General features: G+C 73.0%; 17 protein-coding genes. 5 read left to right on the top strand and 12 right to left on the bottom strand.

The window, feature by feature from the left end; genetic code table 11:
- The first annotated feature begins 13 nt into the window (after positions 1 to 13).
- Positions 14 to 673, top strand: a complete 660-nt coding sequence (locus OG965_RS06475) for a response regulator transcription factor (RefSeq protein ID WP_371650049.1) — start codon at positions 14 to 16, stop codon at positions 671 to 673.
- Entirely contained in the window at positions 670 to 1872 is a 1203-nt protein-coding gene (locus OG965_RS06470) for an ATP-binding protein (RefSeq protein ID WP_371650046.1), read from the top strand. Before OG965_RS06475 ends, OG965_RS06470 begins: the two co-directional genes overlap by 4 nt.
- A 72-nt stretch (positions 1873 to 1944) precedes the next feature.
- On the opposite strand, the gene OG965_RS06465 is transcribed toward OG965_RS06470, so the two are convergent.
- From OG965_RS06465 to paaA, 10 genes are all read right to left on the bottom strand, one after another.
- Positions 1945 to 2520: a TetR family transcriptional regulator gene (locus OG965_RS06465; protein ID WP_371650044.1), complete on the bottom strand. Its 576-nt coding sequence runs from the start codon at positions 2518 to 2520 to the stop codon at positions 1945 to 1947.
- On the bottom strand, positions 2517 to 3992 hold the full coding sequence (locus tag OG965_RS06460; RefSeq protein ID WP_371650041.1) for an MFS transporter: 1476 nt from the start codon (positions 3990 to 3992) through the stop codon (positions 2517 to 2519). Before OG965_RS06460 ends, OG965_RS06465 begins: the two co-directional genes overlap by 4 nt.
- 199 nt (positions 3993 to 4191) lie before the next feature.
- On the bottom strand, positions 4192 to 4989 hold the full coding sequence (locus tag OG965_RS06455; RefSeq protein WP_371650039.1) for an alpha/beta hydrolase: 798 nt from the start codon (positions 4987 to 4989) through the stop codon (positions 4192 to 4194).
- Complete coding sequence (locus tag OG965_RS06450; RefSeq protein WP_371650037.1) at positions 4982 to 5833, bottom strand: tryptophan 2,3-dioxygenase; 852 nt, start codon at positions 5831 to 5833, stop codon at positions 4982 to 4984. Before OG965_RS06450 ends, OG965_RS06455 begins: the two co-directional genes overlap by 8 nt.
- 34 nt (positions 5834 to 5867) lie before the next feature.
- Entirely contained in the window at positions 5868 to 6650 is a 783-nt protein-coding gene (locus OG965_RS06445; protein ID WP_371650035.1) for an SDR family oxidoreductase, read from the bottom strand.
- A gap of 112 nt (positions 6651 to 6762) precedes the next feature.
- Complete coding sequence (locus OG965_RS06440) at positions 6763 to 7878, bottom strand: 2Fe-2S iron-sulfur cluster-binding protein (protein ID WP_371650033.1); 1116 nt, start codon at positions 7876 to 7878, stop codon at positions 6763 to 6765.
- A 9-nt stretch (positions 7879 to 7887) separates the two neighbouring features.
- Entirely contained in the window at positions 7888 to 8385 is a 498-nt protein-coding gene (gene paaD / locus OG965_RS06435) for a 1,2-phenylacetyl-CoA epoxidase subunit PaaD (RefSeq protein WP_371656861.1), read from the bottom strand.
- Positions 8379 to 9152: a 1,2-phenylacetyl-CoA epoxidase subunit PaaC gene (paaC, locus tag OG965_RS06430; RefSeq protein ID WP_371650031.1), complete on the bottom strand. Its 774-nt coding sequence runs from the start codon at positions 9150 to 9152 to the stop codon at positions 8379 to 8381. The genes paaD and paaC overlap by 7 nt, the downstream gene beginning before the upstream one ends.
- The gene (gene paaB / locus OG965_RS06425; RefSeq protein ID WP_101386676.1) at positions 9142 to 9444 is read right to left on the bottom strand and encodes a 1,2-phenylacetyl-CoA epoxidase subunit PaaB; all 303 of its coding nucleotides are present in this window, start codon (positions 9442 to 9444) and stop codon (positions 9142 to 9144) included. The genes paaC and paaB overlap by 11 nt, the downstream gene beginning before the upstream one ends.
- Positions 9441 to 10472, bottom strand: coding sequence for a 1,2-phenylacetyl-CoA epoxidase subunit PaaA (gene paaA, locus OG965_RS06420; RefSeq protein WP_371656860.1), 1032 nt, complete (start codon positions 10470 to 10472; stop codon positions 9441 to 9443). Before paaA ends, paaB begins: the two co-directional genes overlap by 4 nt.
- 167 nt (positions 10473 to 10639) lie before the next feature.
- Here paaA and OG965_RS06415 point away from each other — a divergent pair, with 167 nt between their 5' ends.
- Genes OG965_RS06415 through OG965_RS06405 form a run of 3 tightly spaced genes read left to right on the top strand, consistent with a single transcriptional unit; the run spans position 10640 to position 13069 of the window.
- Positions 10640 to 10891 (top strand): acyl carrier protein, encoded by a 252-nt coding sequence (locus tag OG965_RS06415; protein WP_371650028.1) that lies wholly within the window; start codon positions 10640 to 10642, stop codon positions 10889 to 10891.
- On the top strand, positions 10891 to 12360 hold the full coding sequence (locus OG965_RS06410; RefSeq protein ID WP_371650026.1) for a class I adenylate-forming enzyme family protein: 1470 nt from the start codon (positions 10891 to 10893) through the stop codon (positions 12358 to 12360). The genes OG965_RS06415 and OG965_RS06410 overlap by 1 nt, the downstream gene beginning before the upstream one ends.
- On the top strand, positions 12353 to 13069 hold the full coding sequence (locus OG965_RS06405) for an enterobactin synthetase (protein WP_371650023.1): 717 nt from the start codon (positions 12353 to 12355) through the stop codon (positions 13067 to 13069). Before OG965_RS06410 ends, OG965_RS06405 begins: the two co-directional genes overlap by 8 nt.
- A 42-nt stretch (positions 13070 to 13111) precedes the next feature.
- Here OG965_RS06405 and ccrA read toward each other — a convergent pair whose 3' ends face one another.
- Both ccrA and OG965_RS06395 read right to left on the bottom strand, forming a co-directional pair.
- Entirely contained in the window at positions 13112 to 14272 is a 1161-nt protein-coding gene (gene ccrA, locus OG965_RS06400; RefSeq protein ID WP_371656859.1) for a crotonyl-CoA carboxylase/reductase, read from the bottom strand.
- 56 nt (positions 14273 to 14328) lie between these two features.
- The gene (locus OG965_RS06395; protein ID WP_371650021.1) at positions 14329 to 14544 is read right to left on the bottom strand and encodes an MbtH family protein; all 216 of its coding nucleotides are present in this window, start codon (positions 14542 to 14544) and stop codon (positions 14329 to 14331) included.
- Positions 14545 to 14552 lie beyond the last annotated feature (8 nt).

The following is a 14552-nucleotide window of genomic DNA, read 5'->3' as shown; positions in this document are numbered from 1 at the left end:
ATACACAGGGGGCATGCGCGTACTGGTGGTGGAGGACGAGGAATTCCTGGCGGAGATGATCGCCGAGGGGCTGCGCCGTGACGCCCTCGCCGTCGACGTGGCCCCGGACGGCCCGGAGGCGCTGCGCAAACTGGCCTTCGGCGCGTACGACGTGATGGTCCTCGACCGCGATCTGCCCGGCCTGCACGGCGACGAGGTGTGCCGTCACGTGGTCGAGCGGCGGCTGCTGACGCGGGTCCTGATGCTGACGGCCGCCGGGACCGTGCGCGACCGGGTCGACGGCCTGGGCCTGGGCGCCGACGACTACCTCGCCAAGCCCTTCGCGTACGACGAACTCCTCGCCCGCGTTCTCGCGCTCGGCCGCCGTGCCCGGCCCGCGCTGCCGCCCGTCCTGGAGCGCGCCGGGATCGTCCTGGACACCGCCCGCCGCCAGGCCACCAGGGACGGACGCCATCTGCACCTGTCGCGCAAGGAGTTCGCGGTGCTTGAGGCGCTGCTGCGGGCCGAGGGCGCGGTGGTCAGCGGCGAGGACCTCATCGAGCAGGTGTGGGAGGAGCACACCAGCTACCGCACCAACGCCGTACGCGTCACCCTCAGCAAGCTCCGCGCCAAACTGGGCGAGCCGCCCGTGGTGGAGACGGTGCCGGGCGCGGGCTACCGGATCGGCGCATGAAGTCCGAACGCGCCCGGCTGACCGCCCTGTACGGCGGACTCCTCGTCCTGGCGGGCGCCCTGCTCACGGCGGTGGTGTACCTGCTGGTCCAGCAGGGTCTCTACACCTCGATCAGTTCGGCCGTGACGACCGCCGTCCCCGCCAAGGAACTGAAGGACCTCCCCACCGTCATCCCCCGGCAGAGCGCCGCACCCGCGAGCCCGTCCCCGCTGCCGCCGGGCGTCGTCCAAGGCCTCGCGGTCACCCGGACGCTCAGCGACGCGGCCGAGGACGCCGCCCTCAACCGGCTGCTCGCCGTCTCGGTGATCGTGCTCTGCGCCTACGCGGTGCTCTCCATCGCGCTGGCCTGGTGGATGGCGGGCCGGGTGCTGCGCCCGGTCGCCGTGATCACCGAGACCGCGCGGCGCCTGTCCGGCCAGAACCTGCATGAGCGGATCGCCCTGGAGGCGCCGCCGGGGGAGCTCAAGCAGCTCGCGGACACCTTCGACGGGATGCTGGGGCGGATGGAGCAGCTCGTCTCCGCCCAGCAGAGGTTCGCCGCCAACGCCGCCCACGAGCTGCGCACCCCGGTGGCCGTGCAGCGGGCGGCGGCGGAGATCGGGCTCGCGGGGGAGCCGGACGCGCGGAAAGTGGCGCGGATCCGCGCCAAGCTCATCGCGGTCGCCGACGACAGCGAGCGGATCATCGAAGGGCTGCTGCTGCTCGCGGCCTCCGAGCAGGGCCTTGAGCGCCGGGAGCCGGTGGCGGTGCACGAGGTCGCCCGGGAGGCGGTGGGCGCGCTGGCGGAGGAGGCCGGGGAGCGGGACGTCACCGTCACGGTCACGGCCGGACCCCTGACCGTGCCCGGGGACGCGGTGCTCCTGGACCGGCTGCTGCACAACCTGGTCGCCAACGGCATCCGCCACAACGTGCCGCACGGCCGGGTCGAGGTCCGCACCGGCCCCGACGGCATCACGGTGTCCAACACCGGCCCCGAGATCCCGCCGGACACGGTCCATCTGCTCTTCGAGCCGTTCCGCCGCCTCACCCAGCGCCACCGCCACACCCCGGGCGAGGGCGCCGGTCTGGGCATGTCCATCGTCGCCGCGATCGCCCGCGCGCATGGGGGGACGACGGCGGCGTACGCGAATGGGGAGGGCGGCGGGCTGACGGTACGCGTGACATTCCCGGAGGCCCTACAGGGGCGCGGGGCTGTGTAATTGTGCGGCTCCGCCGCGTGGGCGCGACCAGCCCAAGACGGCCCGCGGCGACAAAACTACCGGCGGGAGCGCCTAGTCCCCGTCTATCAGCCGCTGCAAGCCCGGTGCATAGAGATCGGCAACACGCTCGGCCGAGGCGAGGTTGCCCGCGCCGGGCCGATGCAGGCTCAGGGTCGCGCCCAGTCCCAGCAACTGCCCCGCGATCAACTCGGCCCGCAACTCCCCGTCGGGCCCGGGCAGCAGCCTGGACAGCCGCGCGGTGACCTGCTCGCGGAAGCGGTCGCGCAGCAGCGTGCGCTCGTCGTCCCGGCCGAGCGAGAAGACGACGCGCAGCAGCGGGTCGCCGCGGAACTCGTCGCGCAGCCGCAGCATCGTGAGCACCAGGTGCCGCCCGAGCTCGGCGGGCGGCGCCGCGAACAGCTCATCGGCCACGGGCTGGAAGTCGGCGACCGTGTGGAACAGCTGCTCCTTGCTGCCGAACCGCTTCACGATGAGGGACGGGCTGACCCCCGCGTCGGCCGCGATGCCCCGCATGGTCACCTCGGCGTAGGCGCGCAGGGCGAAGGCGCGGCGTGCGGCGCGCAGGATGGCGTCGCGGCCGGTGCCCTGCTCGGGGGCGGTGGCGCCGGTGTGCTCGGCGGTGGTCATCTGCCCTCCTGGGCCGCGGGCACCGATGTCGACTCTCCGACCGTACCGGGCTCGGCCGCCTTGGTGCGCTCCGGCCGCCGCGCGGGCAGGAACGCCGTCGCCACCAGGGCCGCGAGCGCGGCGCCCGCCGCGATGAGGAAGATCAGCAGATACGCGTGGAGGGTGGGGGCGGTGCGGCCCGCCGCCACGAACGTGACATTCGCCAGGACCGCGGTGACCACGGCGCTGCAACACGCCTGGCCCACTGAGCGCATCAGGGTGTTGAGGCCGTTCGCGGCGCCGGTCTCGCTCACCGGGACGCCCTGCATGACGAGGGCCGGGAGCGCCGAGTACGCGATGGCGGTGCCGGCGGAGACCACGGTGGCGCCGGCCACGATCAGCCAGAGGCTGTGGCTGGTGAAGAACCGTACGACGTAGCCCACCGCCATGACGCAGGCGGCCAGGGCGAGGGCCGTCCTGGGGCCGTACTTCGCGGATATCTTGGCCGACACCGGCGACAGGGCGACCATCGAGAGGCCGCCGGGCAGCATGCACAGACCGCTCACCACGAGGGAGGCGCCCAGGCCGTACCCGGTCGTCTTCGGCTCCTGCACCATCTGGGCGGTCACCAGCGAGTTGGCGTAGAAGGCGAATCCGATGAAGAGGGCGGCGAGGTTGGTGAGCAGGACCGCGGGCCGTGCCGAGACGCGCAGGTCGACCATCGGGGATTCGGTACGCAGCTCGTAGTGGCCCCAGACGAGGGCCACCACCAGTGACCCGGCGAGCAGGCCGAGGGTGCGCGCCGAGGTCCAGCCCCAGTCGGCGCCCTGGGTGATCGCGAGCAGCAGGCCGACCAGGGCGGCGGTGAGGCCGAGGGTGCCGAGTACGTCGAAGCGGCCGGGGGTGCGCACCGGGGACTCCGGCACGATCCAGAGCACCAGGAGCAGATCGAGCAGGCCGAGGGCCGCCGACGCCCAGAACATGGCGTGCCAGTCGAAGTTCTCCACGACCAGGGCCGCCACCGGGAGGCCCACGGCGGCGCCGATGCCGAGCGTGGAGCTCATCAGCGCTATGGACGGCAGCACACGGGCGGGCGGCAGTTCGTCGCGGATGATGCTGATGCCGAGCGGGATGACGGCGAGGGCGGCGCCCTGGAGCGCCCGGCCCGCGATCAGTACGCCGATGTCGGAGGTGGCGGCGCACAGGACGGACCCGGCGGTCAGCACGCCGAGCGAGGCGAGCAGGACGCGCCGCTTGCCGTACATGTCGCCGACGCGGCCGAGGACCGGGGTGAAGACCGCGCCGGTCAGCAGTGTGATGGTGACGAGCCAGCCCGCGGCGCCCGGTGTGCTGCCGGTGAGGGCCGGGATGTGCGGCAGCAGTGGCACGACCAGCGTCTGCATCACGGCGACGACCACACCGCAGAAGGCCAGGACGGGCACGACGAAGCGGGTGCGGGGGTCGTGGGCGGGGGTGGCTGTCGCCGCGGTCATGCTGCTCCAGAGGCTGTTCGGAGAGGGGGTGCACAAGCGTTCACCCCCGCCTAGGGTAAACGCTTGTGCACCCCCGAGTCTCCGGCTTGTGAAGGCTGCAAGGGGACTCCTGGAAGTCCCTCGGCCCCGGGTGCCCTCAGGGGCGCGGGGAACTGCGCGACCAGCCCACGACGGCCCGCAGACGAGTAACGGCCCGTCGCTAGCCGCGCCCCAGACGCCTGATCGTCTCGATCACCGCAAGCGATGCCTCCGACCCGGGCTCGATCAGCGTGTAATGCCCGGTCCCCGGCAGCACGACATGCTCGGCATCCGTATGCACCGCGACGTAGTCCGTGAACTGCCCCAGCGGCACCTCTTCGTCCGCCGCCCCGTGCAGCACCACCGTGCGCACCCCCGTCGTGCCCTTGCCGCGCAGCAGCGTCAGCGGGTCGACCAGCGGGAGCCTCGCCTCGACCTGGTCGGCGCCGCCCAGCAGCTGCAGGCCCGCGCCGTCGCTGAGGTCGTCGCGGATGGTGGCCGCCAGGTCGGTGAGCGGGGCAAGTCCCAGGATCGCCGTGGGCAGCCGGGTGGTGTACCAGGGCGAGCTCTCGGGCAGCAGCCCGCGCGCCCCGGCCCACAGGGCGAGGTGGCCGCCGGAGCAGTGGCCCGCCAGGACGAAGGGCCGCCCCTGCGGGATCGTGTCGACGGCCAGGGCGATGTCGTCGAAGGTGGCGGGGTAGCCGCCCGCCCCGCCCGACCTGCGGAAGCCCGGCAGGATCGTGGTGAAGCCCTGCTGTGCGAGATGGGCCGCGAAGGGGGTCAGATGCATCCGGTCGTAGCGCCAGTAGCCGCCGTGCAGCAGCATCACCAGCGGCGCTTCGGGGTCCTCGGCCGGCCACAGGTCGTACACCTGGTGCGGGTGCGAGCCGTACTTGCGGTGCACGGGGGCCAGCACCGGGCGGATGCTCAGCACCCGGCGCTCCTCCTCGGCCGCGAACGCGGAAGGGGTCCTAGACATAGCTGCGCGCCGTCCAGAGCTCGGGGAACACGGACCGGTGGGCGCGCTTCTCCAGCCACGCCACGCCCGGGGAGCCGCCGCTGCCCGCCTTGGCGCCCATCGCCCGGCGGGTGGCGAGCAGATGGTCGCTGCGCCAGCGCAGCACCAGCTCGGCGACCTCGGTGAGCTCCTCGCCGAGCCGCACCAGCGGGTCGTCCTGCGGCCCGGCGTAGATCTGCCGCCAGACCTCCTCGACCCAGGAGTCCGGCTGGTACGCCTCGGTCACGTCCCGCTCCACGATGTGCTCCGGCACGGGCAGGCCGCGGCGGTACAGGAAGCGCAGCACCTCGTCGTAGAGCGACGGCTCGGCCAGTGCCTCCTCCAGCTCGGCGTAGACGGCCGGGTGGCCCCGGTGCGCCTGCACCATGGAGCGGGACTTGTCGGCGAGCAGGAACTCCATGTGCCGGTACATCGCCGACTGGAACCCGGAGGCCTCGCCGAACGCCGCGCGGAACCCGTTGAACTGGGCCGGGGTCAGCGCGGCCAGCGGCGTCCAGGAGTCGTTGAGCGCCTGGTGCGAGCGTCGGCTGCGGCGCAGCGCGTCCAGGGCCTGCTCCAGGTCGTCCTTGAGTAACGCGTCCCGGGCCGTGCGCCACTCGTAGACGATGAGGGTGAACCACAGCTCCATCACCTGGGTGGTGACGATGAACGCCATCTCACCGGGGTCGTTGGAGAGCGGCCGCTGGAGGGTGGAAAGCAGCGAGGCGTGGACGTAGTCCTCGTACGGCGTCGTCCCCTCGAACTGCACCTGGGGCGCCTCGTCGGCGGCCGGGGGCGTGGCGAGGGCGCTGGTCTGCTCGGTCATGGGTCTCCGTAGGTCGTGGGGCGGGGCCGGGTGGTCAGACCGGCATTCCGATGTGCGCGCCCCCGGTCGCGTCCAGCCACTGGCCGGTGACCCAGCGCGCGTCGTCACTCGCCACGAACGCGACCACGTCGGCGATGTCCGACGGGCGGCCGATCCGGTTGAACACGGAGGTGGCCGCGTACGCGTTGAGCACCTCCGGCACCTTCAGGGTCGGGTTGATCTCCGTGTACGTGAAGCCGGGCGCCACCGCGTTCACGGTGATCCCCCGGGTGCCCAGCTCCGGGGCGAGGGCGAGGGTGAGGGTGTCCAGGGCGCCCTTGGTCATCGAGTACGCGGAGATGTTCGGCATGGCGATCCGGGTGACGCCGGAGGAGATGTTGATGATGCGGCCGCCGTCGCGCAGCCGGCCGAGCCCCTGCTGGATGACGAAGAAGGGAGCCTTGACGTTGATGGCGAAGAGCCGGTCGTACTCCTCCTCGCTGACGTCACCGATCCGCTTCGGCAGGGTGATCCCGGCGTTGTTGACGAGGATGTCCAGGCCGGGCCGGGCGCCGTACTCGGACAGCCCCTTGTCGAAGGCGGTCCACAGCGCCTCGGCGTCGCCCGGCACGCCGAGCTCGGCGCGCAGCGCGAACGCCCGGCCGCCCGCCGCCTCGATCTCGGCGACGGCCTCCTCGGCCGCCTCGGTGCGGTGTCCGTAGTGGACGGCCACCAAGGCGCCCTCGGCGGCGAGCCGGAGCGAGATCGCCCGGCCGATTCCCCGGCTGCCGCCGGTCACCAGGGCCGTCCGGTCGCTCAGCCTGCCCGTACTGGTCATTCTCCACACTCCTGTGATCTCGGGGGACCGCGCGGTCGTCGCTGCGGTCTTGGGGCGGTCGGGTGCGCAATCCATGGGCTGGGCGCGGCTGTTCGGGCGGCGGAGCGGACGCTCAGGCGTCGAAGTCGAGCGCGATCTCGTCCGACTCCGGGCGCGCCCGGCACGGCAGGGTGTAGCCCGCGGCCAGCTCCGCCGGGCCCAGGGCGTACTGACGGTCCATCACCGCGCTGCCCCGGACCACCTTGGCGCGGCAGCTGCCGCACAGGCCGTCGCGACAGGAGTACGGGGTCTCCGGCCGGGCACGCAGCACCGCGTCGAGCACCACGCGGTCCTCGGGCTTCATCACCGTCTCGGTGGTGCGGCCGTCCAGGCGGGCGGAGATCAGACCGGTGCGGCCCAGCGGCTCCGGGGGCGGCGCGGGCGGCAGCCCTCCGCCGGTGGAGAAGAGCTCGAAGCGCACCCGCGCCTCGTCCGCGCCCCACCGCGTGAGCGCCTCCCGGACGGTCTCCACCAGTCCCCATGGCCCGCACAGGTAGAAGTGCGTGCGCTCGTCCGGCTCGGCGCCGAGCAGCGCCAGCAGCTTGGGCAGCCGGGCCGCGTCGACCCGGCCGGACAGCAACTCGCTCTCGCGCTGCTCGCGGGAGAGCACGTGCAGGGCGAAGAACCGGCCGACGTGGGCGTCCTTGAGGTCGGTCAGCTCGTCCGCGAGGAGCACCGACTGGGCGCTGCGGTTGGCGTAGACGAGCGAGACCCGGCACCGGGGGTCCTCCCGCAAGGCGGCCGCCGCCATGCTCAGCAGGGGCGTGATGCCGCTGCCGCCCGCCACCAGGACGTGGTGCGCGCCGGGCACGTCCGCCAGGCGGAAGTCGCCGGTGGGCGGGCCGAGTTCGAGGGTGTCGCCGGGGGCGAGCTCGGTGGTGGCGTACTCGGCGAAGCCGTCCGCGCCCAGGCGCTTGACCACCAGACGCAGCCCCGCCGGGTCCCGGGGCGGCAGACAGACCGAGTAGCTGCGGCGCAGCTCGCGCCCCTCGGGCCGGTGCCGTACGACCACGTGCTGGCCGGCCCGGTGCGCGAAGGTGTCCGCGAGTGGGCCCGGCACGGCGAGGCTGATCGCCACCGACTCGTCGCCGACCCGCTCCACGGCGGTCACCGGCAGCCGGTACCAGCCGGTCGCCCGTCGGGGCGCTGCCGGGGGAGCGGCGGCGCCGCTAGTCGTCGCTGTCGTCATGATGGTGCGTCACATCGCCTTCAGATGCGCGAAGGTCTCCTGGCACGAGGTGCACACCAGGACGGCTTGGCAGCGGGTCGCCCCGAACGGGCTCTGCGGCCGGGTCGCCACCGAGCCGCAGTGCGGGCAGGGCACGCCCAGACCGACCCGGACCGACAGGGGCGCCCGGGCGGGACCCGGCGGCACGATGCCGTGCTCGGAGAGCTTGCGGCGGCCCTCGGCGGTGATCCAGTCGGTGGTCCAGGCGGGCGAGAGCACCTGCCGCACCCGTGCGTCGGGGTGGCCGCTCTCGGTGAGCACGGCCCGGATGCCGGCCTCGATCGCGGGCATCGCCGGGCAGCCAAGGAACGTCGGGGTGATGACGACCTCCAGGGCGCCGTCGTCGGCCGCCTCCACCGCGCGGATGACCCCCAGATCGGCCAGCGAGATCATCGGGAGTTCGGGGTCGGGCACGGTGTTCACCCGAGCCCGCACCTCGGCGGCGTCCAGCCGGGCGGCGCTCACCAGGTGCCTCCCGGGTACTGGAGGCGTACCGACCGGAACTCGGCGAGCAGCGGCGCGAACGCCTCGGTGTGCAGCCCGTCCCGGCCGCCCGTCGCCTGCCACGCGGGGCTCGGCACCGCGAGGCGTGCCTCGTCGAGGACGGCGGTGACCTCCCGCTCCCACTCCTCGCGCAGCCGCGCCGGGGCGATCGCGCTCCCCTGCGTGTCCAGCCGGTCCACCAGGGCGTCCGGCGCGAAGAGTTCGGCCGCGTACGGCCAGACCAGGTCGAGTCCGGCCTGCATCCGGCGGCGGCTCTCGGCGGTGCCCCGGCCCAGGCGGACGGTCCACTGGTCGGCGTGCATCTGGTGGTACTCGACCTCCCTGGCCGCCCGCGCGCCGAACGCCGCGAGGGTGTCGTCGGAGGACTTCTCCAGCGCGGTCCACAGCAGCCTGCTGTAGTGCGCGTACACCAGCTGGCGGGCGATCGTCACCGCGAAGTCGCCGGACGGCAGCTCCACCAGGAGCGCGTTGCGGAACTGGCGCTCGGTGCGGTGGTAGGCCAGCTCGTCCTCGCCGCGGCCGGTGCCGTCGAGCCGGCCGCTGTACGCGAGCAGGGTGCGGGCGTGGCCGAGCAGGTCGAGCGCGATGTTGGAGAGCGCCAGGTCCTCCTCGATGGTGGGCGCCCGGGTCACCAGGGCGCACAGCCGCTGGCACAGCACCAGCGCGTCGTCGCCGAGCCGCAGGACGTACTCGGCGAGATCCGTGTCTTCACCAGTGCGCTCAGCCGTCATGGCCGCTTTCCTCGTTCAACGGGATGTAGTGCTCGGGGTACCGGTACGGCTTGTGGGCGGCGTTGCTGAAGAACGGGTCCTTCTCGCTCGGTGAGGCGGCGTGCACCGAGTCGGAGCGCACCACCCACACCGAGACCGTCTCGCCCCGACGGGTGTACAGATCCCGGGCGTTGGCCAGCGCCATGTCGGCGTCGGCCCCGTGGACCGAGCCCACGTGCTGGTGGGCCAGGCCGCGCCGGGGCCGGATGAACACCTCCCACGGCGTCAGCACCCGTGCGGACCGCTCGCTCATGACACGCGCCTTCCCTCGTCGTCCTGCGCCGCGAACTCGCGGTCGTCGTCGGCCAGTTGCGCCGCGTAGGCGTCGACCGCCTCGCGCACCCAGGCGCCGTCCTCGTGCGCCGCCACCCGGTGGGCGAGCCGCTGGCGCGCGCACTGCGAACCGTCGCCGAGCGCGCCGCGGAACAACTGCCAGTCGATCGGGCTGAAGTCGTAGTGCCCCCGCTCCTCGTTCCAGCGGATCGCCGGGTCGGGCAGGGTCACCCCCATCCGCTCCGCCTGCGGCACACAGTTGTCGACGAACCGCTGGCGCAGCTCGTCGTTGGTGTGGCGCTTGATGCCCCAGGCCATCGAACGCTGGGAGACGGCGGCGCCCATGGCCGCGGTGCGGTCGTCCGCACCGCCCGCCACGGTGTCCGGCGGGCCGAACATCAGCGCCACCGCGGGCAGCCACCAGCGGTTGACGGCGTCCTGCGCCATCTCCTTCTGCGCGGGCGTCCCCTGGCACAGCGACCACAGCACGTCGTAGCCCTGGCGGACGTGGAACGCCTCCTCCTGGCACACCCGGCGCATCGCCCGGGCGTACGGACCGTACGAGGTGTGGCACAGCGGCGCCTGGTTGACGACGGCCGCGCCGTCCGTGAGCCAGGCGATGGCTCCGGTGTCGGCCCAGGTCAGGGCGGGGTGGTTGAAGGTGGCCGCATAGCGCTGATGGCCGCGGTGCAGCGCGTCGAGGAGCTCGGCGCGCGACATTCCTAGGGTCTCCGCCGCCGAGTAGAGGTAGAGCCCGTGGCCCGCCTCGTCCTGCACCTTGGCCAGCAGACTGGCCTTGCGGTGGAGCGAGGGGGCCCGGGTGAGCCAGGAGCCCTCGGGCTGCATACCGATGATCTCGGAGTGCGCGTGCTGGGAGATCTGCCGGATCAGCATCCGTCGGTAGCCGTCGGGCATCCAGTCCCGGGGCTCGATCTGCTCCCCGGCCGCGAGCAGCGCCTCGAAGTGCGCGTTGAGCTGCTCCACGCCGTCGATCACCCCTTCGTCCAGGACCGCCGCGGTGGCGGTGCCTTCACAGATGAAGAGGTCTGACCTGGGGCGTTCAATCCCTGCGCGCACACCGTGGACCCGTGACGAAGGTCACGCGGGGGCCGGGGAGTGTGCGGGGGGAAGTGCGCCTCTCTCTTCGGTAGTCAGTGCAACGAGAGGGGTACACCATGAGCACCATCAGGACGATGCTGGTCGAGCTGACCGGGACGCCGGAGTTCGCCGAGGTCATCGGCGACGACGAGGACCTCAGCGCCAGCGGGATCGACTCCGGGGACCTGGTCCGCCTCATCCTGCTCATCGAGCAGCGCACCGGCGTCGAGGTGACGGCCGAGGACATGGAGGGCCTGACCACCATCGCGGACTACGAGAGGTTCATCGCGGGCCGCGACGCCGCCACCCCGCAGCAGGGCGCCGCCTGATGTGGCTGACCCAGTTGGCGGAGCGCAACCGCCAGTGCTTCCCGGACCGGACGGCCCTGGTGGACGAGCACCGCTCCGTCACCTGGGCCCAGTTCCACGACCGCGGCGTCAGCCTCGCCCACGGGCTCGCCGGGCTCGGCATCCGGCGCGGTGACCGCGTCGCCGTGCTCTCCCTGGACCGTATCGAGGTCCTGGAGTCGTACTTCGCGCTCGCCCGCATCGGGGCGCTCTTCGTCCCGCTCAACCACAGTCTGACCCCGGCCGAGGTGACCGGGATCGTCGAACGCACCGGCGCCGCCGCCGTGATCGGCGAGGCCGCGCTGCTGGCCCGCCACCCCGATCTGCCGGTGAGCACCCGCATCTGCCTGGACGACGACGCGTTCGCCGCGCTCGGCGCCGAGGGCGGACCGGCGCTCGACGACATCCCGGACGACGCTCCCGCGGCGATCCTGCACACCTCGGCGACGACCGGCCAGGCCAAGGGCGTCACCGTCGACCACGCCTCCTTCCGGGCCATCGCGCTCGGCTGGCTCGCCGTGGCCCGGCCCGCCGACGACATGGTGCTGGTCAACTGCTGCCCGCTCTACCACGGCAGCATGGTCGTCTCGCTGACCTATATGGCCGCGGGCGCGACCGTGGTCCTGATGCCCGGCTTCAAACCGCAGACCGCGCTGGCCGCCATCGAGACCCACCGCGCCACCCACGTCTGGCTCGTCCCGCAGATGCTGCGCTTCCTGCTGCGCGCCAAGTCCGCCGACACCGCGGACCTTTCGACCCTGCGCGAGATCCTGTACGGGGCCGCGCCCATGCCGCCGGACATCTACGCCGAGGCCGTCGAACGGCTCGGCTGCGGATTCCGGCAGGTGTACGGGATGACCGAGGTCGGCGGCCCGTTCGTCACGCTCGGCCCCGACGAGCACCCGGCACCCGGCGCGGTGCCCGAGGTGATTCCGGCCGGCCGGGTCATCCCCGGAATGTCGGCACGCGCCCTGGACACCCGGGGCGAGGAGGTCGAGCCCGGCGCCATCGGGGAGATCTGCGTACGCGGTCCTGGCCTGATGCGCGGCTACTGGGGCGACGAGGCCGCCACGGCCGAGATCACCGTCGACGGCTGGATCCGCACCGGCGACCTCGGATTCATCGACCGGGACGGCCTCATCCGGCTGATCGACCGCAGCAAGGACCTGATCATCCGGGCCGGTCAGAACGTCTACCCCTCGGAGATCGAGCGCGCGCTCCAGGCCCACCCGGCGGTGCGCGACGCGGCGGTCGTCGGGGTCCCGGACGAGGACTTCGGCGAGGTCCCGCTGGCGTACGTGGTCGTCGAAGAGGGCACTGGCACGGTCGAGTTGCAGGCCCATCTGGCACAGCGCCTGGCCTCGTACAAGCGCCCCCGGCGCATCGAGTTCATCGACCAGGTTCCCCGCAACCCGGCCGGGAAGATCATCAAGAAGCTGCTGCGTGCGTGACGCGCTGACGCGCGGCGGGGCGGCGGACCGGGCATCGGGCGCCCGCGCCACCCGGCCGGACCCCGTGTCCGGCCGGGCAGGCGCCGAACACGCGGTGCTTCTGCTGCGCCCCGTCCTGCGCGCCCGGGGACTTTCTCTGGGACTGGCCCGCGCCGACGACCCGCGGGCGCGCCCGGCCGGGCCCGGGGAGTGGGAGTCCGCCGCCGCGATGCCGCCTCCGCGCCGCCGTGACTTCCTGGCCGGACGCTGTGCGGCCCGGCGGGCGCTGGCCGAGGCGGGCGGCCCGGCCGGGGAGATCCCGCGTGCCGGCCGACGGCCGCTGTTTCCGTGCGGTTTCGCGGGCTCGATCAGCCACTCCGGCGGTCTGGCCGTCGCCCTGGTCGCGCCGGGTGCCCACGCACTGGGCTGCGACCTCGAACTGCGCGGCCTCCCGCTGGACAGCGCCCACATCGTGCTCGGCCCCGACGAGCGGACCGGCGTCGACACCGAGAGCCGTCTGCTGGCCGCCTTCTCGGCCAAGGAGGCGGCGTTCAAGGCGTTCAGCGCGGCACTGGGCGCGGACGCGCCCGCGACCCTGCTGGGCATCGGAACCCGCCTGGTTCCGGGAGGCTTCCGTGCCTGGCCGAGGCAGCTGCCCGGGCACGTCATCGACGTAGGAGTGCGCATCGCCGGATCCGGTGTGTTCAGCTGGGCCGTGATCGACGGGTGAGAAGGGGCTGATCGGCGCCGCCGACCAGCCCCAACTGCCCTGCTATGCCTTCGCGTTGACCAGAACCGCCATGTTGCCCGCCGGGTGCTGGTTGTCGTGGATCAGCTGGTGGGCCTTGCCGATCTCCTCGAAGCCGAGGGTGAGCGACAGGCACGGGTCCAGCAGGCCCTGGTCGATGAGCGTGGTCACCTCGCGGGCCTCGCGGGCGTTGGATACGTGGGAGCCCTGCAGCCGCTTCTGGCGCATCCACAGGAAGCGCAGGTCCACATCGCCGTTGTAGCCGGTGGTGCCGCCGCAGATGACGACCATGCCCGCGTTGTCGCACAGGTACATGGAGGTCGGGATGGTGTCGGCGCCGGAGTGCTCCAGGACGATCCTGGGGGCCCGGCGCTCACCGAGGACCTCCCAGAAGCGGCGGCCGAAGGCGCGGGCGCCCTTGAGCCACCGGGCCATCGCCTCGTCGTCGGAGGTGTCGGGCAGCCGGCCCCAGTGGTCGAAGTCGCGGCGGTTGATGTAGCCCTTGGCGCCCAACTCCACGCAGTACTCGCCGCGTTCGTCGCTGGACACCACCGCGATGGGGATGCCGCCGCGCTGCCGCACCAACTGGATCGCCATACAGCCCAGGCCGCCCGCCCCGCCCCAGATCAGCACCACGTCACCGGGGCGCACGGTGTGCGGCTCCCAGCCGAAGAGCTGCCGGTAGGCGGTGGCGGCGGTCGCCATGTAGCAGGCGGCCGCCGCCCAGGAGAGCCGCTTGGGCTTGGGGTGGCACTGGTACTCGTCGACGACGGCGAACTGGGCGAACGACCCGTAGTTCTCCTCGTACCCCCACACGCTCTGCGAGGACGAGGTGCAGGGGTCGGCGCCGAGCCGGATGTCCTCGGCGCTCTCGTCCCACACACTGGCGAGCAGCACGATCTCGTCGCCGGGCTTGAGCCGCACACCCTCGCCGACCGCCCACACGATGCCGGACGCGTCGGAGCCGCCGATGTGGAAGTCCTCGACGGCGCCGCGCTTCTGCCGGGCGGCTATGACGTCGACGGGGTCGCCGAGCGAGGCCCATACGTTGTTGTAGTTGACGCCCGCCGCCATCACCTTGATGAGGACCTGGCCGGGCCCGACCGGGGGCACGTCCACGACCTCGGTACGGAAGGCGTCGATGGGCTGCCCGTAGCGCTCGGGCCGGATGAGCGAGGCGTACATGCGCTTGGGCGCCTCGCCCAGCGGCGGCGCGTCACCGAGTTCGTACAGGTCCTGGGTCACGTGGTGGCTCCTGAGGGTGTCTCGGGGGACGGGTGGCGGTCGGCCCGCGCCAGGCGGGCGAGGCAGGCACGGTGGGCGGCGGCGGGTCCGGTGGCGTCCCATCCGGCCGGTACGGCGGCGAAGGCGGGCCACAGGGAGTGCTCTCCCGCCGCGTTGACGAGCACCAGGTGCGACGGCTCGTCCTCGCCGCGGGGCTCGAACGGACTTGGCACGGTTGTTC

It is taken from the genome of Streptomyces sp. NBC_00224 (assembly GCF_041435195.1).
In the GTDB taxonomy this organism is placed as follows: Bacteria; Actinomycetota; Actinomycetes; order Streptomycetales; family Streptomycetaceae; genus Streptomyces.
This window is presented reverse-complemented; position numbering and strand designations above follow the sequence as displayed.

Bases quoted from the DNA above. Each gene is read 5' to 3' on its own strand.
- OG965_RS06475 (WP_371650049.1), top strand. From the start codon at position 14: ATGCGCGTACTGGTGGTGGAGGACGAGGAATTCCTGGCGGAGATGATC.
- OG965_RS06410 (WP_371650026.1), top strand. From the start codon at position 10,891: ATGTGGCTGACCCAGTTGGCGGAGCGCAACCGCCAGTGCTTCCCGGAC.
- OG965_RS06450 (WP_371650037.1), bottom strand. From the start codon at position 5,833: ATGACCGAGCAGACCAGCGCCCTCGCCACGCCCCCGGCCGCCGACGAG.
- OG965_RS06415 (WP_371650028.1), top strand. From the start codon at position 10,640: ATGAGCACCATCAGGACGATGCTGGTCGAGCTGACCGGGACGCCGGAG.
- OG965_RS06440 (WP_371650033.1), bottom strand. From the start codon at position 7,878: ATGACGACAGCGACGACTAGCGGCGCCGCCGCTCCCCCGGCAGCGCCC.
- OG965_RS06460 (WP_371650041.1), bottom strand. From the start codon at position 3,992: ATGACCGCGGCGACAGCCACCCCCGCCCACGACCCCCGCACCCGCTTC.
- OG965_RS06470 (WP_371650046.1), top strand. From the start codon at position 670: ATGAAGTCCGAACGCGCCCGGCTGACCGCCCTGTACGGCGGACTCCTC.
- OG965_RS06465 (WP_371650044.1), bottom strand. From the start codon at position 2,520: ATGACCACCGCCGAGCACACCGGCGCCACCGCCCCCGAGCAGGGCACC.
- paaC (WP_371650031.1), bottom strand. From the start codon at position 9,152: ATGACGGCTGAGCGCACTGGTGAAGACACGGATCTCGCCGAGTACGTC.
- paaB (WP_101386676.1), bottom strand. From the start codon at position 9,444: ATGAGCGAGCGGTCCGCACGGGTGCTGACGCCGTGGGAGGTGTTCATC.
- OG965_RS06445 (WP_371650035.1), bottom strand. From the start codon at position 6,650: ATGACCAGTACGGGCAGGCTGAGCGACCGGACGGCCCTGGTGACCGGC.
- OG965_RS06455 (WP_371650039.1), bottom strand. From the start codon at position 4,989: ATGTCTAGGACCCCTTCCGCGTTCGCGGCCGAGGAGGAGCGCCGGGTG.
- ccrA (WP_371656859.1), bottom strand. From the start codon at position 14,272: ATGTACGCCTCGCTCATCCGGCCCGAGCGCTACGGGCAGCCCATCGAC.